The organism is Aliidiomarina indica (assembly GCF_015354615.1).
GTDB classification, from domain to species: domain Bacteria; phylum Pseudomonadota; class Gammaproteobacteria; order Enterobacterales; family Alteromonadaceae; genus Aliidiomarina; species Aliidiomarina indica.
Genome location: NZ_JACAVQ010000004.1, coordinates 24086 through 44342 on the forward strand (window position 1 = coordinate 24086; position 20257 = coordinate 44342).

Genomic DNA, 20257 nt, shown 5'->3' on the forward strand with positions numbered 1-20257 from the left:
AAAGTGAATGTTACCTAGTATTGTCGCAAAGGAAATGCAAAACGCAGTTGCGGATTACATGCAGACCACGTTTCCCATTGCTACGCCTTATTTTCAGCGGGTGGCACCGGAGCAAGATCCCTCTCCTCAAGCACTTATTTCCGAGCTACTAGCCCGTGATGGAGCGGTAGTAAAAGGGCCTTATTTAGATATAAAGCTACCTTTTCGGGTGGCTTCGCAAGAGCAACTTCCATTTAAACGCTACCAATTAGGCTATCAACCTTATGTTCATCAGTTAAAGTCTTTTGAACGCTTATGTGCTGAACAGCCTCGCTCAACCATTGTCTCTACCGGAACCGGTTCTGGTAAAACCGAGTGCTTTATGCTGCCGGTGCTTGATGATTGTTTGCAGCGCCGTGAACCGGGTATAAAAACCATTATTGTATACCCGATGAATGCTTTGGCTACGGACCAAGCTCGACGGTTTGCAAAAGAAATTGCTGCGTTAGATACACAATTAACGGTAGGTCTGTTTGTTGGTGGCGATGAAAAAGCGGGGGCTCATGATCACATGGGGCGTGACCATGTCATAACCTGTAAGAAAACACTGAGAAAGCACCCGCCAGATATTCTACTTACCAACTATAAAATGCTCGATTTTTTGCTGATTCGCCCAAAAGATCAGCCGCTGTGGAAGCATAATACACCAGGCATGTTGCGCTATATTGTGGTAGATGAGCTCCATACCTTTGATGGTGCGCAAGGTACAGATTTAGCCTGTTTGATTCGTCGTTTACGTGATCGCCTAGAGTGCGGACCAGAACTTGCTTGTGTCGGTACGTCGGCAACGATGGGGAGCGACTCTCAACGCGAGTTGCTTGCTTATGCGAGCACCGTGTTTGCCACCGAATTTGATGATGATTCAATTATTGGTGAAGACCGCTTGAGTCCGCAAGAATACCTTACTAAATCCCCAGAATACTTCACGATGCCAAGTGCAAATGATCCAGCGCTTGATCCTGAAGCCTATGAGCACGCTGATGAATATTTGAGTGCTCAGGTAAAACTATGGTTTCCAGAGCTTGAAGCCAATGCCATTCCGCACTTTCAACATGAAGAAGTGATAGAAAACGCGAGAGCGAGTACAGCGCTTGGTGAACTTCTTCATAAACATGCCGGCTTTCATCAGCTGGTTAAGTCTACCGCCTCATTAAAAAGCATTCAGGAGTTGGCTGCCGATTGGTATGGCGGTGGTGATGCAACGTCACTACAAAAAGAACAGTATATAGCAAGCATAACGGCCTTAGTTTCCGCTGCTCGAGTTGAGAAAGGTGAGAACCCGTGGCTTAGCGAAAGCCCGAACGATTGGACGAATCCGCTATTGCAAGTGCGACATCAGCTTTGGTTGCGCGAGTATCGGCGGTTAGTGTGCCGCGTGCCAGAGCGTGCCGATACGCCTTTGACCATCGAGTTCTCAGATGACTTAACCGATCAAACAAATCCGTTACATTTACCACTGCTACATTGTCGCGAGTGCCATTTGGCAGCATGGGGTGCGGTCACCGAGCCGGGTGAACCAAACTTACAAGCTGGCACACAAAACTTTTACGAGCATTGGTTTTCTCACGCGCCGGAAAGTGTGCTGTTAGTTCCGTTAACTGACAGCGAAAATAAAGAGCATCAGATTCTCGATTTTTGTCCAAATTGCCGTCGTTTGCAGCCTGCGCGGAATGAACAGAAATGCGTGGGTTGTCAGCACGAGCACCTGATTCGTGTTTGGAAACCAAACATAATTCGCGAAGCGAACCGTGATGGCGACGCCGTGCATAAATGCCACCATGACTGTCCTGACTGTGGTGCCAAAGACACCATGATGATTGTGGGGGCGCAGGCTCCCACCTTAACCGGTGTGATGACTGGGCGGTTGTTTGGCTCGGTGTATAACGATGACTACAAGCTCATTGCGTTTTCGGATTCCGTGCAGGATGCAGCCCACCGCGCTGGCTTTCTCGGTGCCAACACCTGGCGGACAGTGGTGCGGCAAGCCATGGCAGGATGGCTGAAAACTACAAACCAAGATGTCACGCTTACGGACATGATGGATGAATTTCCTAAGTATTGGCGCAATAAAGTAGGTAATGATGCGCGTTTCTGTGGACTATTTATTGCTCCGAATATGGAATGGCTGAGTGATTACAGTTATTTGGTTGAAAATGGTCGCTTACCCACAGGGAGCAACCTACCTGATCTCATTCGCTACCGTTTAGCTTATGAGTGTTTTTTAGAGTTTGGTCAGCGGGCGGCAATTGGGCGTACATTAACGCGGACAGGGATGGCCGCGCTTCACGAAGACGACTCACTTACTGACGTTGTTCAAGAATTAACACCGAAGTTGCGCGAAGAATTTGAATCACTTCGCGACTTAACCAAGCAAGACCTAACAGAATTTCTTTTAAGGTGGCTGCGGCATCTTTATAGGCTAGGTGCAATTTATTTGGATCAAATGGATGTGTTAATGGGAACCGGGGATACCTATAAGTTTGCCAAACTAGGAGACCGTCAAAAATATTTGCCAAGTTTAGGTCGGGCTATCTTACAGCCATCTCCAATTACACTTGGAAATCTCTCCAGAAGCTTTGAATCCTTGGTTGTTAAAAGTCGCAAGTCGTGGAGTGTGCGTTGGCTGGAGAAAACGATAGGCAGAGACAACGTATTCATTACAGCCGAAGCGACGAGTTTCTTCAAAAAGCTGACTCATGCGCTGGTCAAACACGATTGGCTGGTAGAACGTTACTGCAAAGAAGAGCCCGTATGGGCCTTAAACCCGAACAAACTTTGGATCAGTTCTCAGGTGGCACAGCTTAACTGTGACACCTGTCGCCATGGAATTGTCGTGCCAGAGAAACAGCTTCCAATGTTCGGTGAAAGCAGTTGTTTACGCTTAACCTGTGCGGGGCATCTACAAGTCGAGGCGGATAGTGTTCGCTCAGCGGTTGATTACGGTAAATCAGCTCCGCGCCGGCTTGTTCCCCATGAACATACCGGCCTTCTCCAACGCGAAGATCGAGAGCGGGTAGAGCAGTCTTTTATTTACGGTACTGAGCCTTGGGATGTGAATTTGCTCTCGGCGACACCCACGTTAGAAATGGGGATTGATATCGGTGCGCTGTCGTCGGTATTTTTGCTTTCGGTGCCGCCTGCACAGGCAAATTATTTGCAGCGTATTGGCCGTGCGGGTCGTCGTGATGGTAATGCAATGGCGGTTACCCTTGCCGGTGGGCAGAACCATGACCAGTATTTTTATGCAGATCCGTTGAAAATGATGTCTGGAAGTGTACACACGCCCGGTGTATTCCTAAAAGCCATAGCGGTTTTAGAGCGGCAGTTAATAGCCTATAGCTTTGATCGTTGGGTATTAACAGGTGTTGATGAACTTGCGCTACCGGGCGAATTAAGAAAGGTTATCGATGCGGTCGAGAACGGTCATACGGATAAGTTTCCTTATAACTTGATTTTCTTTGTGACAGAACATCGGCATGCACTGCTTTCTAGCTTCTTTGGTATGTTTCCTGAGCTTGAAGATAGCGAGCGCACTTATTTAGATAAGTTTGTTAGCGATCAAGGTGAAGGTTCGTTAAGTTGGCGCCTGATTAACCGCTTGCAGAAGCTTTCAGAAGAGCGGGCATCGCTCTCACGCCGAATTAACCAACTCAAAGTTGAGCGTGAGCGATTAAAACGTTTGCCCGAAGATGAAGAAATTAAACATCAAATCGACGTGGTGGAGCAAGAGCGGGTGGCGCTTATGTCGTTACATCGCGCTCTGAATAAACAAAATACGCTTAACTTTTTTACTGACGAAGGTTTGCTGCCGAATTATGCCTTCCCAGAAGAAGGCGTGACGCTGCGTTCTGTTATTATTAAACGCCGTGTGGTTGAACAAGGGGATGACCAACAGAAGCCTTATGAAAAATTGGCTTATTCATTTCAGCGGCCTTCGCAGGCGGCTCTGAGCGAACTCGCTCCGTTGAGTCGTTTTTATGCGGTGAGCCATGAACTCGAAGTTGAGCAAATCGACTTACAACTCTCAGAAACAGAAGAGTGGCGCTTCTGTGCGCGATGCCAATTTACTGAACGCGTTGATTCCGGTGATCGACATAGTGCTTGCCCTAAATGTGGCGATCCCCAATGGGCTGATTCAGCACAGAAGCAACAGGTTCTAAAGCTACGACAGGTTTATGCGACGGTTGACGATAAAGATAGCCGTATTGGTGATGATTCTGAAACACGTGAGCCGAAGTTTTTCAACACGCAAAAGCTGGTGGATATTCCGCAACAAGAAATGCAGGGTGGTTTTCGTTTAAAGAGCGATATATTGCCTTTCGGTTTTGAGTATTTGCAGAAGGTAACCCTTCGAGAAGTGAATTTTGGCCCTAAGGGTGGCTCTCGGAATCGCATTACCGTAGCCGGCGATGAATCATCGCGGCAAGGTTTCAAGATTTGCAAACACTGCGGCAAGGTTCAAAAAGAACGATGGGGTAAATATGAAGAGCCTCACGCGTACTCCTGTAAGTTAAAGAAAAACCCTGAGTTAGACAGCGAAAAAGAATATTTAGAAAGCTTGTTCTTATATCGAGAGCTGACTTCGGAAGCCATTCGAATTCTATTACCACTGAGTGAAGTTGCCTACTCAGACGAGAAGCTTCATTCATTTATTGCTGCTTTGAACCTTGGTTTAAAAACTCATTTCCAGGGAGACGTGACTCATTTAGAAGTGACGGAAATGAAAGAGCCGGGTGGTGAAGGCAGCGGCGAACGAGTCTATTTGGTGGTTTACGATAAAATACCGGGCGGAACCGGATATTTAAAAGACTTAATGCGTGCCCCTCAGAATCTCATGACCATGCTAGAGAAGGCGCATGGCGTGTTAACCACCTGTTCTTGTATTGATAGCGAGCATTTAGATGGCTGTTACGAGTGTATTCTAGCTTATCGAAATAGCCGCAATATGCCACGAATTTCTCGGCGCGAAGCGAGTGAGTTGCTCGGTGAAATATTGAATTTGCGAGCTGAAATTGAAGAAGTTGAAAGCTTAGGTGAAATTTCTACCAATACGCTCATTGAAAGCAAGTTAGAGCAACGTTTTGTTGATGCACTAGGGCGATTGCCCGGAGCGCAGCTTAGTAAGAGCCTTGTGAATGGTAAAAGCGGTCACTTGTTGACTCTGATTGATGAACAAGGCCGACCAATGCCTTGGCTGCTTGAACATCAAGTAAACCTAGGGCCAGAACAGGGAGTGGAATTAAACACGCGCGTTGACGTGATGTTGATCCCTGCGCGCACCGAAGACCAAAAGCATACGAAACCTATCGCTGTATACTTAGATGGACTGCAATATCACCATGCGATTATGGATGATGATGTTGCTAAACGTTCAGCGCTCCTACAAAGCGGCAAATACTGGGTGTTTTCTCTGAATTGGGATGATTTACCCGATATTGGCAAACAAGCAGAGGTGCCTTTTCGCGATTTAATGGGATTAGACGGCGTAGCACAAAGTCACATGAAAGCCATGTACGACCAAGTTGCAGGTATTCGCTGGTTGAAAGCAGATGATTGTCAGCGTTTGAACATGAGCGCTTCTTTGCAATGGCTCAGCGAATTCTTGCGAAACCCTGCACAAACTCGTGGTCAACTAGAGCAGCGAGCGATATACCGTGTCATGACGGCATTAAATCCTGTCGCGGTAAAAGACACTGCACTGAAGCAGCGCTTGGGGTATCGAATACAAGAAGTCGCTCCGCCTTCAGTGATTACTCGTCTTAACATTGATCAGGCGGAAATGATTCCCGGTGGCTTTATGAATGCTTTCGATAATCGCCCAGGTAAGCATGGTTTAGCGGTCACCCTTCCTCTAGCCATGATGAGCAATTTAATCCGTGACGAATTATTAAAGCAGTCTAGCTTGCACCTTTACTTTGATGATCGCGACACTTTACTCACTGATGAGTTTAAAACCGATTGGCGAGCGTTCTGGCACGCGGCTAATCAGCTGCAGTTTGTACCAGGGTTTTCAATGGCGACCATGCAAATGGTTGAAAAGGGCGTTGCTGAACGAATTTATACGGATAAACCTCAAGAGTTCCCGGATTTGGAAGCTAATAATTCTTCAGCGCAATGGCCCGATATTTTTGACTTTAGCTTCTTAGATAAGGCTATTCTTGAGAGTATCTTGAAGCTTGAATTACCAGAGCCTTCGGTTGGAGATGACTTGTTAGATGACACGGGTGCCGTTGTCGTTGATGGTTCAGATCTTGATTTAGTATGGATGCGTCAAAAGGTAGCCGTGAGCATGGAGCCGAGTATCGAATTGGATGATTGGACACTTATTAGCGACAACGATAAGGTTCTTGAAAGCTTACAAAAACTAAAAGAGCAGGGTGTATTTAATGAATAATGTAACCGTTGCCATTTCCCAAGACTTTTTTATGGCTTTTGCCAAGCTGCCGAAATCGAAGCAGCGAAAAGTAAATGAGTTCGTTCATAAGTTTAGAGCAGACCCCATGTCGCCTGGGATTAATTACGAGAAAATTAATGACGCTGCCAGTGACAATTATCGCTCTGTTCGTATCGACCAAGATTACCGTGGCATTGTTCTAAAACCAGAGCAAGGAAATGTGTATCTGGTGATGTGGGTTGATAAACATGATGACGCTTATGATTGGGCTCGTAAGCACAAATGTACGGTAAATCGTCAGACAGGAAGCTTGCAAATATATGAAGTGATTGAAGCTGGGGAGGTACATGTTCCGGCGAAGAGGGCTGAGCTAGAAAAGACTCAAGTTTCGTTGGAGCCGTTGTTTGATATCGCAGCTGAAGACTTGCTTCGACTGGGTATACCGGATGATCGCATTGAGCAAGTTCAGGCGCTGACTCAGGTAGCAGAGCTAGAAGCGATTACCGCAAAGCTTCCTGTTGAAGCTTATGAAGCACTCGCACTCATTGCCGACGGCCTTTCGTTTGATGAAGTGGTTCGAGAGTATGCGGTTCCAGAAAGCGCACCATCGGTAGACACTGCGGACGTAGAGGCTGCACTCGAACGAGCTCAAACGCAACGTCGGTTTAAAGTGCTTTCAGACGACGAAGAACTCACCCAAATGCTGGATGCTCCACTAGAGCGCTGGCGAGTGTTTTTACATCCGAGTCAACGCGCGCTTGTTGAACGAGATTGGAATGGCCCGGTTCGCGTTTTAGGTGGTGCTGGAACTGGTAAAACCGTTGTAGCAATGCACCGTGCGAAATGGCTTATTAAAAACCGGTTGGCCCAGGGCGAGCGTATTCTTTTCACAACCTATACTGCGAACTTAGCGCTCGATATAGAAGCACACCTGCGCAAAATTTGTTCGGCAGACGAGATGCGTCGAATTGAAGTGACTAATATCGATAAATGGTTAATTCGTTTCTTAAAACGAGAAAACCAACCTTGCCGGATTGTTTACCCGGGAAATGATGCGTATGACAAATGCTGGCAACAAGCCTTAACTTTGATGCCGACAGATGTTGACTTGCCCGAGAGCTTTTATGATGAAGAATTCTTTCATGTTGTTCTCCCTCAGCAAGTGAAAACTGAACAAGAATATTTTCGAGCAAAACGAATAGGGCGTGGAACATCTTTGACCAGGCCCATACGCTCCAAAATTTGGCCTGTTTTTGAGGAAATGCGGTTTCAGCTTCATAAAAGCGGATTATTGACGAATTCAGACGCGGTTTTTTCAGCGATTAACCTTTTAAACGAAGGGGCTTCGATTCGTCCTTTTAAGTTTGCTGTAGTCGACGAGACGCAGGATCTAGGCTCAGAAGTGTTGCAGTTGATTAGAGCGTTAGTAGATGAAGCTGAGAATGACCTATTCCTCGTTGGTGATGGGCACCAGCGCATTTATAAACGAAAAGCGTCCCTTGGCAAGTGTGGAATCAGAATAATCGGTCGTGGGCGCAAACTAAGAATTAACTACCGAACGACAGACGAAATACGTAGATTCGCAACCAGTGTGCTCGAGAACGTAGATGTGGATGATTTAGACGAAGGCACTGATCCCGTAAAAGGGTATCGCTCTTTAATAGCAGGAAACCCGCCTGTCATCGAAGGTTTTGAGAGTGCGGAAGCTGAAGCAGAGTGGATTAAAAATGAAGTTCAGGCGCTGATTGATGATGGGGTTTCATCGCGAGATATTTGCATCGTCGGTAGAACCGAAAAAGCTTTAAACATTATTGTTATGGCATTACGCAATGTCGGCATTGCCGTAAACAAAGTGAGTCGTGACGTTTCTGATAATCTTTCTTTGGGAGGTATTCGGACAGCGACTATGCACCGAGTCAAAGGTTTGGAATTTAAATTTATCTTTATTATTGGTGTCAACGATGGGGCTGTTCCTTTTGATATGCCATGGGCGTCTTCAGATCCTGTTGAAATGAGAAACCATGATTTAAATGAACGAGCTTTGTTTCATGTTGCGGGCACGCGGGCAATTCATGGACTATATGTTTCATATTATGGAGAGCCAAGCCGGTTTTTGTTGAGCGGGGTTTAATGTGTTTTGTAATGATCAAGCAAAACGAGCCACCGGTTTATAGTTAATCTAGGATTAAAAGGAGAGATGTAACCATCCCTTAAAATAGGACCAATGATTTTTTAGTGTTTCTGTCGATAATACCCTTAACCACAGAGACAAGAAGTTGCGTAAATCACCTTTTACTGAGACCCAGATCCTAAAGGTTTTGAAAGAAGCTGAAACGGGCCGCAAGGAGAAAGATGTATGCTGAGAATATGGCATATCGGATGCGACCTATTACAATAGGCATGTTTCCGGCATGTATTCGCTTGCCACTCCTTTAATCTCCCTCGCCGATCAACTCCACATCGGCTACTCCGATATCGACCAACCTGTCGCCGTTTTGCATCCACACAGCATTCTCTAAGTGCCAAATTTCAACCTGAATACTCGCGCCGGAGGGCTCGCAGTCGGCGTTTATTTCCGCTTCCGTTGTTGCACGGGCTAATTCCAAATAGCGCTTTGTTGCCTCCTCGCTTAATACTATTTTGAGTCTTTGTGCCATAGTGTTGTCCTCCGTATTTATCGCTTAAATACCACTGACATTTTGCAGTGGGCAAGTAATACCGGCCACCGATTTACCCTTAATCCAGTAGCTTTTTCTATTTGATTCGGGCTCACACCCCCATTGTGGTGATGCGGCCCTTGCCGCAAAACGCAACGCGGGCCGCCACCGAGAATCGGTCAACTAGTTAGATACACCCCTCAATCCCACCTCATCGCGCAACAACCCATACAGCTGCTGCCAGTCGTTCACTGGAGCAAAGCGATGACGCCGATACACGGCATAGCAGTCACCGGAGGTCAGGCTTGGAATAAACTCTTGGTTTGATAGCTCAGCTTCGGTGGGCACTGAAAGCTGGAGCGCGCTAACGAGTGTGTAAAACATCTGTTTTTGCTGTGTCGGATTCAAATAATCAAAATGCATCTTTAAATCGAAGCGTCGCAGTGACGCTTGATCGAGGGCATCCAAGCGGTTGGTGGTCGCTATGAAGATCCCGTCGAACGCTTCCAGTTGCGTCATGAGTTCATTGACTTGGCTAATTTCCCACTGTCGCTGCGCATGTTGCCGGGCACCAAGAAAGCTATCAATCTCATCGATAAGAAGCACCGCATTGTCTTGCTCGGCTTCTCTAAATGCGTTGGCAATACTGCGCTCTGTTGCACCCAAAAAAGGCGACATCAGATCGCTCGCTTTTTTTGTGATGATCGGTTTGTTTAAGGATTTGGCAAGCCAATGTGCATACTCTGTTTTGCCTGTCCCGGGCGGGCCGTAGATGCAAATTCGTCCGCTTTGATTTGTTGCTAATCCGCGAATCACTTGGCTCACATCGATGCTGTTGCAGTTGATCAGCTGCACATCAAAGGGAAGTTTGCTTATCGCGCGCCGCTCTTTGAGGCGTGTGTAGCCCATTGCCGCTAACGATTGGTTCAGCCAATCCCTAACGAACTCTGCAGTATGTGCACTGGCATTGCCCGCCATGTCATTGTGCTGAGCGCGAGAAGCCTGAAGCGCACTGTCGAAAAGCGCTGGCGTGATGCTCGGATGTTCCGCTAGTTCAGAGACAAGTGCGTTGCAAAGGTTGTAGTCAATCACTGGCGTATGCTGTTTTAGCATTTTCTCAAAGAGACGCTTTCTGTCTGCAATGGGTGGATTAGGCATTTCCACAATATAACTAAAACGGCGTAACACCGACGGCTCCATACAGCTGCTATCGTTTGAAATCCAAATCGTAGGATGCTCGTTCTCTTCCAAAAACTTATTCATCCAGCCTTTTTTATCTTCGGCAAAACTTGAACGAAACATCGAGCCGCGAAACACGTCTTCGGCCTCATCAAACACAAGCAGTGCGGGCACTCCTTTAAGCAAATAGGCTGCCGAACTTGTTGCAGAGAGACGGTCCATGCAGTCCAGGGGCATGGTTATCCCGGTATGCTTTACCCCGGTTTCATACACAGGAAACCCGATGGTTTGTCCCAACGCTTGGGTAAGTGCTGTTTTGCCGGTACCAGGAGGCCCGTAAAGTAGAATGTTGACGCCTTTTTCTTGGCGCTCAACGGCGCTTTTTAGTAGAGACGCCACATGCGCATAGTGCTGCGATAAAAACGAAAAATCGTCTTCAGTTAATTTGGCTTCGGGAGCACGTTGCGCAAATTTTGCGAGTAAATCGGTTAGCTGGAGCCGACGCGAAAGCAGTTGAATTGCGGTGCGCTCTTCAAGCTCATGCTTACAAAGGTTTGTCGATGCAAAGGTAGAATCAAATCGGAGAATGCCGTAATTAAACAACCGGCTTTGTTCTTTGAGGGCTTCGCTAAGTGAGCGCATACTCACGCCAAGAATCATGCTTAGCAAGCGTAAAACGGCTTGCGGCGATGATTTCCACGGCACAAGATTATTCACCATTTCGAATTCCTGATAGGTTACCGAGAATATATGGAATCGAAGGTAATCTGTCTCGTCCTGGGTAAACTGCAGTTGTTCCCGAAGCATTTTTAAGTTCTGTTCGAGTGTTGTTTCCGCTAACTCGTCAGGGTTCAGTTCCCGATCGAGTGCTATTAAGCGTTTTCTTAGAAACTTGACGAGTTGGCTTTTGGATTCCAATCGCGTCTTATCTTCCTCACTCAGCGCGAATGTAGACCCGAGATCTTCGACGGTAATGAAAGGAACGGGATCCGTGAGCTTATCGGATAGCGCGAGCATGGATTGAAGAATAAACCGCTGGGCGGTTTTCTCAAGCAGTTCATGTTCACGTTCGGGGCTAAGGGATGTATTGCGCGGCTCGTTGCTTACGGCAGGCATAGAACAAATAGTCATCATTGCAGTCTCCTCGTGGTGGTCGGAGACTGTAGCATCTACCTGCGACGTTTCGTGTCGCAGGCTTCAGCTTCCCGTTGCTTTTTTAGATTCTCTAGGTATTGCGCGGGTGGCTTCTGCCCAAAAATAATTAAGCCATTTCCGAACCGCTTCCTCATCTCTTCGGGTGTTGCACGTCTTACAGGCATGTTTATATCCTTTGATAAATCAACCTGACCAAATATAGACGTCTAGATGGCTAAATGCAATATCTATTTCACTCGCCAACCCATCACAACGTAAACTGCGCATAGATAGGGTTATGGTCGGACACCGTGGTGGTGTCGATGGCCGTTGCTTGCTTTAAGCAAAGATCGCGATAGAACACGAAGTCGAGGGGATGTTCCCGATAGGTTTTGATATGGTGGGATTCAGACATAAATGCTTCGCGCAAGCCCATGCTGCGGCAAAATCGGCGCAAATGTAAGCGCCTTTGGCGATTCCAAACGTTAAAATCGCCGGCGACGATTAGAGGCCCAGGGTGATGTAAAATCTCAGACTTGAGCAATTCCATTTCCCGTAAGAAGTAACTCGCTCGCACGAAGTTAATCGCGTGAATATTGACGATCAGTAGCGATTGCTGATCAGGTAGCGGATGGTACGACAGCATATAACTTTTATAGGTCGCGAACATACCTTCGCGATTGCGAGAAAGTCGCGGCTGGGCATCGGTAAAGGCTATCTGGCTGGCGGTTAACACTCCGTACACGGAGCGCTTGGTTTGCATATTCGGGGCCACTGCATAAGACCAGTGGGGCAATTTCCAATCATTGTGCAGCGTTAATTTTGCTTCCTGTAACAACAAGAACAAGCTTGGGAACTGATCGAGAATGCGGGCAAGGGCAACTTGAAAATTAATGGTTTCTGTAAGCTTTTGTGTATTCCAGCAGAGCACGCCAAAGTTCTCACCATGAATGATGGGTTGCTCATGTATCAAGCGCTGAGGAACAATGATTTTTGGCTTAAGCACTTCTCCGCCTTCAGATGTGAGGTTTATCAGGTGGAAGCAAAAACACTTCACTACTTGGAATGTTCTTAATAGATATAGTTCAAAATTCCGCGGTTTTTAAGACATCCGCGCCATGAATCAGCAAAATATTTTTATCAAGCGCGAAGCGCTTCGCCTCGGTTGTGAAGTTTCCTGACGCCACAAAGAACCCACCCTCTGCGCCTTTGGCGGCCATTATTCCATAAAGCTCGCGCACCTTTTGCACGGGCACATGTTGGGTCTTCCAATGCTTGCATTGCACAAGGTACAGCTTGGAGTCTTTATAAAGCTCTAAATCAACGCCACCGTCGGGGCCTGCGTCGGTTTCCTGTACTTGAAACCCTTGCTCTCTAAAATAGGCAGCGGTAAGACGTTCGAAATCTCGCCATGAAATGTCGGCCAGTGCTTGTGGCGCATCGAATGCGTTGTCATTCATTCGGTTTCGAGTGCGTGATAGCACGCGTTTGGCGCGAGCGCGTTCTACCACCGACGCCATGGCCCCAAATACGAACGCGATGGGTAGTGCATATTTAAAAAGAATGAGGGCAACGAATGCCCAGGCGCCGCTAATGGCATTGCGAATGGGTTCCTCTGAGGGCGCGGAGAGTAGATCAACCATAAAGGGTGAAGCAATGTAGGAGAGGGCTGCAATAAAAAGGCTTATCCACCATGGTAGCTTCTTCGCCATGTTGAATATGTCGTCTGCCAAGCCTTTACGCGCCATCTTTACGCCTCCCGTTTCGCTTTATAAAGCAGCACATCGGCCTTGCGCATCAAATCTTGTACGGTATCGGCGTCGCTTGAAGCGCAGGCGCCGAGGCTAAAGGTCAAGGGTTCGCCGAGCGTCTTTTCGGCTTGGGTAGCGAATTCGTTGCGTAATTCTTGAATAATATCACCATGACTCATGGGTGTTTGTTCAGGCAGCAACAGTCCAAATTCCTCGCCACCGAGGCGGCCAGCAACGCCGTCGTAGCGTTCTTGTTGCTTCAGTAATAGCAGGGAGAACACCCGCAAAACCTCATCCCCGGTGGCGTGACCAAAGCGGTCGTTCACCGATTTAAATTTATCGATATCGAGGAAGTACAAGGTAAATTCAGCATTCCCTGCAATGCGCGCTCTCACGAGTTTCTCGAAATACTGGCGGTTGTGAATACCCGTCAAATAGTCGATGTTCGCCCGTGTTTGTAGCTTCTCGTCGGAGCGCTCTTTTAAGAACCCAATAAACCCAATGCCGTTTCCTAACGCGTGAACAAAAGTAGCCGTCATAAACAGTTGGTTAATGAACCACGCCTCAATCACAGTGTATTCGTGGTTGTCGTAAGCCACCATGCCACGCACTACGAGCAGCATCGTGATCACTAGATTCACCATAAACAGTACTTTGGGAAACACACTGCGGTAATGTTGATTGCGAAGTTTGTACAAGGCGTACACATTCATCGCCAATGGCAATGCGAGTAAAAGTGATGCCGCGACAACCGTTGTATTGTTTGGGCCGACACCACTGGTGAGGTGAATATACGTGAATATGGCGCTGGTGATCACAAAGCCGACAAAGAGATAGATGGGCTTTAATCCGGCATCGGCAAGTTTGTTGTAGGCTCGAACCTCGGCCCAGCATCCAAGGATAATAAGAATGTTGGCCAGTAATCGTAAATCGTCGGAGGCACTCAAAAGCGCAGTCGCGAAAACAGCAAAAGAGAACGCTTTGACAAATTGCGCTTGGGCCCATGGTTTACAGGCTGCGTGAGACTCTGGATTACTCACTTGCTGCCAGCTATACAGCGAGAAGGTGAGGTTGATAATGCCCGTGAGTACAATAATGCTAATAATGTCCATGCGCGCTGCATTTCCTTTAGGTATTGATGAAGGGCACTATCAAAACTTTAGGTTTTCTGCGGCAGGCTTGCAAGTACTCTTTGTTGGCAAAGCGCACGTTGAGACTATCAAGTAGGCAAAAATCCTAACATCTGCCATAACATCTAAACAGCTCAATTAAATCACTGCATTTTTAATTCATCTATGGCGCTCTCCCTCTCATGCGACACAAATTGTCGCACTCAGTCGAAATAATGAACGAAATTCCGAGATGAGGGCTTCTTATGCCTGTATCAGTCTTAATATTCTTATCGCTTTTGCTCATTTTGCTGGGTACCGAAAGCTTGGTTTTTGCTCTGCTCGGTGTGTTTTTTGTTTTTATGATTGTGGATGAAACCGAGCGCGGCATTGCAAAAGCAAAAGCGAGGGGCGGTTTAAAAACAAAGGCAGGGGAAAATGTGTTTCGCTACACCATGATCACCATACTTACAGTTTTTGTCATGTTAGTGATGCGTGCCTGTGCCCCTATTTTAGGTGTCGGTAACTAGCTAGCATAACGTGTCGCATTGATTCCGCGCCTTGAAAATCCGTGGAGCCCCGACTAACGTACTTGAACGCATGTATTGCCAATAAGGAGCGAAATTATGTCGCTCAGCTACGAAGCTGAATTCTCCTGTCCCTACTGTATGGCGCCAAACTCACTTGAAATTGACGCGCTAAACGATGTCGGACAGGCGCAAATTGTGGATTGTCAGATCTGCTGTCAGCCGATAGAAATTTCGGTACATGAAACCGAGCACGGCGAATTTGAGGTTATTGCCCGCACGGATGATGAGTAGGTGTGGTGCATCAATGACCACGCCATAAAAATAGACTGCTTTTGGGAATGCGCTATGATGGTGTAAGCCTCGAGGATAGCCGCTCATGAGCATTGATTATTATAATAAAAACGCACATGCCTTTGATTTCGATACTGCCGAAGTGGATATGGCACCCCTGTATCAGGAATTTCTGCCGTTGTTGCCTGCTGGCGCACACATCGTCGACGCCGGCTGTGGAACGGGCCGAGATGCATTGGCCTTTCAAGCACAAGGATTTCGCGTGACAGCATTCGACGCCAGTGAAGCCTTGGTGACGATTGCAAAACAACGCTTGGGCTCCGGTTGTGTGCAACAAACAGCTTTTCTTGATTTCTCAGTTAAGCAACCCGCCGATGCTATGTGGGCGTGCGCATCGCTATTGCATGTGCCCTTTTCCGAACTTCCGAAAACATTTTCACATCTGGCGGATCAGCTGAAACGCGGCGGATTGTTTTATTGTTCGTTCAAGTATGGCGACCATGAAGTGGAGCGTGAAGGGCGCACCTTCACCAATATGAACGAGGCACGTTTGCAAAAAGTAATCGCTGATAGCGATTTAAGCCCAACGAAAGTTTGGATCTCAAATGACGCCCGCCCCCACCGTGATCATGATCGGTGGTTGAATGCGGTGCTGGTGAAAAAGGAATAAAAAATGTCGTTAAATAAATACATTGAACAGTTCAAGGATGTTCGGCCTAACCGTTCCGGTCAATCGGCCAGCCCACATAAAGTGTGTATGTTATTTGCGGTATTGGATCTGATAGAAGATGGAAGGATTGGGCTTAATGCAATTTATTATAATGAAGAACTCAAACGTCGCTTTGCGTGGCACTTTGAACGCTTAAAAAGCGACAAGGACAGGTTAAATTTTAAGGACCCATTCTTCTACCTAAGATCATCACCTTTTTGGCATCACGCTATCCAACCTGGGAGGGCTGTAGCTTACGATGCGATTATAACACCCTCTGATGCTTTGATTGCGACAACAATTACCCATGCATTTTTGGATGACGAATTGTTTCTGCTACTTAAAGATTCGTCGAATAGAGATGCGTTGCGTATCGCGTTGTCTGAGAACCTGGATAGCAAAGAAGAGGGATTTAAACGTTGGGCGTTGTCTATTGGTAAGTCTGAGAAGACAGTCAACAACTATGTGGGTGCACTAAGGAGTTCGATATCCAATTGGTTAGAAAGCGCGAATTTGATTAACACGAACTTGATGTATATCTCGGATTATTTCCATGTGGCGAGGTTAGTAGAACAGGCCCAAAATGTGCCTGACTTTAAGGAATACAACAAACGCGGCAATGGCATGTATTTGGCAGCCTTGAAGCTATACCGTGCCTATCTTGACGAAATCACAGACGCGACAATGCAATATGATATTAGCGTAATAGAACAGGATGAAAGTCTTGAAGTAACTCAGAAGTCCATGCTGATTCAAGCTCGTCGGGGGCAGGGTAAGTTTAGAGAGCGTTTGATTCAGCAATGGCAGCGCTGTGCGGTTACAGGCTACGACAATATTTCATTGCTTCTAGCGTCACATATCAAACCGTGGTCGAAAGCAGAAAACGAGGAACGCTTGGATCCGTTTAATGGGCTGCTATTGATCCCCAACTTGGATAAAGCTTTTGACCTGAACTATGTAAGTTTCACCGATAAGGGTCGGATTCTAATCGCCGAGCAATTGGGCGAATATGAAACTCTTGGGATACATAAAGAAATGTCGGTTTTGTTGCATGCGAGACATCAAGATTATATGGCCTATCATCGTGAGGTTTATTTTAAAAAGAATGCCTAGACTCTAGTCTTGGGAAGGGCTTATCGCTTTACGCAGCATTCAGTTTTCTCGAATCACCCTTCCAGAAAATAAACGGCATCACCCCAGGTGTCGGTGCCATTTTCCATCATGAGCTCAATAACGATGGGTACAACGCAGCGCAAAATACCAGTCGCTCTCTCTATCTGCTCACGATTTAAACTGCCTTTCCAGGTTGCGCCCCCATGTAGCAGTTGATTGCGAAGCGTGTATAGACGGCTTAAAAGAATTGACAGCGAAGTGACTACATCTTGTTCCGCTAAAGCCTGGTGGCTTCGTCGTTTTGCAAGTGTAAACCCTTCACGCCAAGATTCGTCCTTAGCGTCGGCATTTACACGATCCCAGAACGGCTGATATACGAATTGATTATCCATCAGCGCACGAATATCCGTGGTGTAATGTTCCCAAATAATACCGTATAAACTCTTCTTTTTATCGTAATCGACAATTCGTCCGAGAAACGAATCGAAAGCAGCTTTTTCACTCATTCTAATCTCTTGAGTGTACTGGCTAGAGTAGGCTGCGTTAAATGCTATCCAGAGAAAGATAAATTCACAGTCAGTGTCGGCTGCGGCACGCTCTTGCTCGGCCCTATTAAGCCAACTTAAAGCGCGATGGACTCTCAAATTAAGCCCTGTACCCCATTGCTCCCGATGTTTTCGCTGATACTCTTTAAGTGTCGAGTGGGTTGGTATATCCATATTTCTGTCCTTAATTCCGTATTTTGAGGTACTCGAATGCTTTAATTGTGCTTATAAATTAACCCGATATGGCGAATGATGAAAGTCTAAAATGCACAATCAAAAAACTGGCCCGCCTTCAAAACTCGCTACATACAATCGTTATCATCCCTAAGCGATTTGGCTCGTCAAAACGGCTTTTGAAGTGCGAATTCACTTCGGGCCATATCGCCACTCCGGAATTTCGCCGGCGTAGCCGCGGCGATATAGTTCTTCTTTATAGCGATTAAACACGACGTTCTTTCCCCAAGTAGACAGCCAATTTTGATAGGGGCTCTCGAGAATTTTATGCATGGCGATGATAATTTCTTCGTTGCTCAGTTCATGAAGATTTTGGTCGCTCATACGCGCTCCTTAAATTAAATCGGTGAGGGTTGCCATCACGGCGAGGTGTACTTTTTCGCGGTTGACGAGTTCAGCATCGAACCAATGGGTGAGCTCGTTCAATATGGCTTGGTGTAGCGGCTCGTTCGATAGTCGGGCAACAATACCGTGGGTGATGTGGGCATATTCATCAGTGCAATAATTTCGCACACAACAGGTGCCCATGGGGTCGTTATTAAACAAGGCATTGTCGAGGCGTACGGTGAAATCGCGGGTGGCTTTCTTTAGGGCCCACTTTTTGCTGGCGTTATCCGTGGGTAAGCCATCGTCGCCAAGAGGCCCAACGCCGCGCAGACTCCGTTTAGTATTCACGCGGTCAACGTATTCAGCGCTCATGGGGTTCTTACCCCGCCGCCGATCTTCCGCGTCCGCTTTTGAATCATAGGTGTAATCGTATTCTTCGGGAAACTCAGCTAGGTGAAGTTTGTCTGCCCATTTCTCAATGGGGCTACGGGTATCTTTCTTGGGCTGACGAAATGAAATGCTCATAGGTATTTTCCTCACAGAAGCAGGTGTCGCGCGCTGGCGCGCCGACGTTGTTTTGGTTTTTAATTTGGAATATTCAGGTCTCGAACGAGACTTAAGATTGTGGAGGCACCTCCTGTGCCGCGTTGCCATGAGGCCATGGCACGGTGGCAATCCTTGCCGCAGTGAACAATGTAAGGAGTGAGTGCGACATTATGTGTCGCATTTGGTTTTTGGGATTAATGCCGGGAGTTGTGTAGCCAACGCAGTGCGTTGGTCCGGTATTGATTGCGAGTTCCCGGCGCCGAACCAACGCGGTGCGTTGGCTACGGGGTGTTTAGAACCAACGCGGTGCGTTGGCTACTCAGCCACTGCTGCAGCAATAGCGCGCATTACTGTGAAGGCTTCGGTGATGCGGCGGCCCCATCTTGGATCGCCGGCGTTTTGCACGATCACCACACCGCGCTTTTCATCGACCCAAATGTATTGGCCGTATACCCCGGCAAAGTAGTATTCGCGATCATAATTCTCTGGAATCCAAAAGTGCAGACCGTAGCCCTGCGGGCCGTATATGGTGTTTCCTGGTTCGTGCGCCGACGAAACCGGTTGTGTCGCTTCTTGCACCCAGCTCTCGGGAAGTAAGCGCTCACCGTTCCACTCACCCCGTTGCAGGTAGAATTGACCCATGCGGGCGTAATCTTCACTGGTGGCTTGCAGGCAACAATACCCCACGGCAATACCGCGGTCGCCTTGTACATGCTGCAGCCAGGAGGCATCGGCTGTCATGCCCAAGGGCGTCCAAATGCGTTCTTCCACAACAGCGGCTAAGGGCGCGTTAAATACATTGCGCACCACAGCTGAGAGCACTTGGGTGTTGGTGCTGACGTAGTGAAAGTGCTCCCCCGGTACTTGTTCGTTAGGCCCAAACGCCCGGGCAAGTCGGTCGGGGCTGCGTCCTAAAATAAACGCATTAAAGAAAAATGGTCGCACGTCGGATGGGCGGTGCGGCGAATACTCTTCGTTAAAATTGACGCCGGCAGACATCATCAGCAAGTGGCGCAAACTCACCGATCCATAATAGCTTTCAGCGTACTCCGGTGCGTAACGCTCGGCAGGGTCATCAAGGCTTTCGATAAGCCCCTCGTTCAAGGCCATGGCAATTAAGGTCGCTACATAGCTTTTACCTTTCGACCATGACGTAAAGCGGGTAGATTCGTCGGCGCCATGAAAAAACTGCTGATGGATAATAGTGCCTTGATGCAAAACCGTGAATCCCGTCACCCTAGCCTCTTCAAGGTAGCTTTCTAAGCTGCGGGTCTCCCCATTCCATTCATAGCGAATGTCCAAGGCTTGCAGGTTACGCGGAAGAGGTTGGGGCTGCTGTGCTTGAATGCGCGCGCTAGGCAACAACTCATCCATACGTTGAAAGGTGATCACATACTCTTCGGGCTTATCAAGGGCACGTACGCTCGCAGGCGAAAAAGGCGACCAGGGGCGATAGTACCAGCCCGAGAACACTAAACCGAGCACAACAAGGAGGGAAAGCAAACCAAGCAGGATACGTTTCATGGGGGGTTCCTTGTAGTGTTAGAAAGCGCCAATTGAGCTTAGATAATATCCATCGTTGCTAGATTCAACAAGTTAGAAATGGAGCAGTTTATGGCGAAACGTTCGACAAATTACTAGGTTAGTAAAGAGGAGGTGGACTATGACCATCGTAAGAACATTCTTTCCGTGTCAGGTG

At 47.4% G+C, this 20257-nt stretch carries 15 protein-coding genes; 6 read left to right on the top strand and 9 right to left on the bottom strand.

The annotated features are described in order from the left end of the window. Positions 1-7: 7 nt before the first annotated feature. The gene (locus HXZ99_RS07340) at positions 8-6433 is read left to right on the top strand and encodes a DEAD/DEAH box helicase (protein WP_194756644.1); all 6426 of its coding nucleotides are present in this window, start codon (positions 8-10) and stop codon (positions 6431-6433) included. After that, complete coding sequence (locus HXZ99_RS07345) at positions 6426-8564, top strand: UvrD-helicase domain-containing protein (protein WP_194756645.1); 2139 nt, start codon at positions 6426-6428, stop codon at positions 8562-8564. Before HXZ99_RS07340 ends, HXZ99_RS07345 begins: the two co-directional genes overlap by 8 nt. Before the next feature lie 301 nt (positions 8565-8865). Here the strand turns inward: HXZ99_RS07345 and HXZ99_RS07350 are convergent, their stop codons facing one another. The 5 genes from HXZ99_RS07350 to HXZ99_RS07370 form a co-directional block, all read right to left on the bottom strand. Further along, the gene (locus HXZ99_RS07350) at positions 8866-9090 is read right to left on the bottom strand and encodes a hypothetical protein (RefSeq protein WP_194756646.1); all 225 of its coding nucleotides are present in this window, start codon (positions 9088-9090) and stop codon (positions 8866-8868) included. 183 nt (positions 9091-9273) lie between these two features. Then, positions 9274-11403, bottom strand: coding sequence for an AAA family ATPase (locus tag HXZ99_RS07355; protein ID WP_194756647.1), 2130 nt, complete (start codon positions 11401-11403; stop codon positions 9274-9276). Between the two features lie 268 nt (positions 11404-11671). After that, the gene (locus tag HXZ99_RS07360) at positions 11672-12409 is read right to left on the bottom strand and encodes an endonuclease/exonuclease/phosphatase family protein (RefSeq protein ID WP_194756648.1); all 738 of its coding nucleotides are present in this window, start codon (positions 12407-12409) and stop codon (positions 11672-11674) included. 79 nt (positions 12410-12488) lie between these two features. After that, positions 12489-13151, bottom strand: coding sequence for a restriction endonuclease (locus tag HXZ99_RS07365; RefSeq protein WP_194756649.1), 663 nt, complete (start codon positions 13149-13151; stop codon positions 12489-12491). Positions 13152-13153: 2 nt separating this feature from the next. Next, positions 13154-14266, bottom strand: coding sequence for a GGDEF domain-containing protein (locus HXZ99_RS07370; RefSeq protein WP_194756650.1), 1113 nt, complete (start codon positions 14264-14266; stop codon positions 13154-13156). A 263-nt stretch (positions 14267-14529) separates the two neighbouring features. Between HXZ99_RS07370 and HXZ99_RS07375 the strand changes: the two genes are divergently transcribed. From HXZ99_RS07375 to HXZ99_RS07390, 4 genes are all read left to right on the top strand, one after another. After that, positions 14530-14793, top strand: coding sequence for a hypothetical protein (locus HXZ99_RS07375; protein ID WP_194756651.1), 264 nt, complete (start codon positions 14530-14532; stop codon positions 14791-14793). A 96-nt stretch (positions 14794-14889) separates the two neighbouring features. Further along, positions 14890-15084 carry a CPXCG motif-containing cysteine-rich protein gene (locus tag HXZ99_RS07380; RefSeq protein WP_194756652.1) on the top strand — a complete coding sequence of 65 codons (195 nt, stop codon included), beginning with the start codon at positions 14890-14892 and terminating at the stop codon, positions 15082-15084. An 85-nt stretch (positions 15085-15169) separates the two neighbouring features. After that, entirely contained in the window at positions 15170-15754 is a 585-nt protein-coding gene (locus tag HXZ99_RS07385; RefSeq protein WP_194756653.1) for a class I SAM-dependent methyltransferase, read from the top strand. Between the two features lie 3 nt (positions 15755-15757). Further along, the gene (locus HXZ99_RS07390) at positions 15758-16906 is read left to right on the top strand and encodes an HNH endonuclease (RefSeq protein WP_194756654.1); all 1149 of its coding nucleotides are present in this window, start codon (positions 15758-15760) and stop codon (positions 16904-16906) included. 53 nt (positions 16907-16959) lie between these two features. On the opposite strand, the gene HXZ99_RS07395 is transcribed toward HXZ99_RS07390, so the two are convergent. The 4 genes from HXZ99_RS07395 to HXZ99_RS07410 form a co-directional block, all read right to left on the bottom strand. Then, the gene (locus HXZ99_RS07395) at positions 16960-17625 is read right to left on the bottom strand and encodes a HEPN domain-containing protein (RefSeq protein WP_194756655.1); all 666 of its coding nucleotides are present in this window, start codon (positions 17623-17625) and stop codon (positions 16960-16962) included. Between the two features lie 192 nt (positions 17626-17817). Continuing rightward, positions 17818-18009: a hypothetical protein gene (locus tag HXZ99_RS07400; protein WP_194756656.1), complete on the bottom strand. Its 192-nt coding sequence runs from the start codon at positions 18007-18009 to the stop codon at positions 17818-17820. A gap of 9 nt (positions 18010-18018) precedes the next feature. Then, entirely contained in the window at positions 18019-18537 is a 519-nt protein-coding gene (locus HXZ99_RS07405; protein ID WP_194756657.1) for a hypothetical protein, read from the bottom strand. Positions 18538-18873: 336 nt separating this feature from the next. Further along, complete coding sequence (locus HXZ99_RS07410; RefSeq protein WP_194756658.1) at positions 18874-20082, bottom strand: serine hydrolase domain-containing protein; 1209 nt, start codon at positions 20080-20082, stop codon at positions 18874-18876. Positions 20083-20257 lie beyond the last annotated feature (175 nt).

Bases quoted from the DNA above. Each gene is read 5' to 3' on its own strand.
- HXZ99_RS07340 (WP_194756644.1), top strand. From the start codon at position 8: ATGTTACCTAGTATTGTCGCAAAGGAAATGCAAAACGCAGTTGCGGAT.
- HXZ99_RS07345 (WP_194756645.1), top strand. From the start codon at position 6,426: ATGAATAATGTAACCGTTGCCATTTCCCAAGACTTTTTTATGGCTTTT.
- HXZ99_RS07350 (WP_194756646.1), bottom strand. From the start codon at position 9,090: ATGGCACAAAGACTCAAAATAGTATTAAGCGAGGAGGCAACAAAGCGC.
- HXZ99_RS07355 (WP_194756647.1), bottom strand. From the start codon at position 11,403: ATGATGACTATTTGTTCTATGCCTGCCGTAAGCAACGAGCCGCGCAAT.
- HXZ99_RS07365 (WP_194756649.1), bottom strand. From the start codon at position 13,151: ATGGCGCGTAAAGGCTTGGCAGACGACATATTCAACATGGCGAAGAAG.
- HXZ99_RS07370 (WP_194756650.1), bottom strand. From the start codon at position 14,266: ATGGACATTATTAGCATTATTGTACTCACGGGCATTATCAACCTCACC.
- HXZ99_RS07375 (WP_194756651.1), top strand. From the start codon at position 14,530: ATGCCTGTATCAGTCTTAATATTCTTATCGCTTTTGCTCATTTTGCTG.
- HXZ99_RS07380 (WP_194756652.1), top strand. From the start codon at position 14,890: ATGTCGCTCAGCTACGAAGCTGAATTCTCCTGTCCCTACTGTATGGCG.
- HXZ99_RS07385 (WP_194756653.1), top strand. From the start codon at position 15,170: ATGAGCATTGATTATTATAATAAAAACGCACATGCCTTTGATTTCGAT.
- HXZ99_RS07390 (WP_194756654.1), top strand. From the start codon at position 15,758: ATGTCGTTAAATAAATACATTGAACAGTTCAAGGATGTTCGGCCTAAC.
- HXZ99_RS07395 (WP_194756655.1), bottom strand. From the start codon at position 17,625: ATGGATATACCAACCCACTCGACACTTAAAGAGTATCAGCGAAAACAT.
- HXZ99_RS07400 (WP_194756656.1), bottom strand. From the start codon at position 18,009: ATGAGCGACCAAAATCTTCATGAACTGAGCAACGAAGAAATTATCATC.
- HXZ99_RS07405 (WP_194756657.1), bottom strand. From the start codon at position 18,537: ATGAGCATTTCATTTCGTCAGCCCAAGAAAGATACCCGTAGCCCCATT.
- HXZ99_RS07410 (WP_194756658.1), bottom strand. From the start codon at position 20,082: ATGAAACGTATCCTGCTTGGTTTGCTTTCCCTCCTTGTTGTGCTCGGT.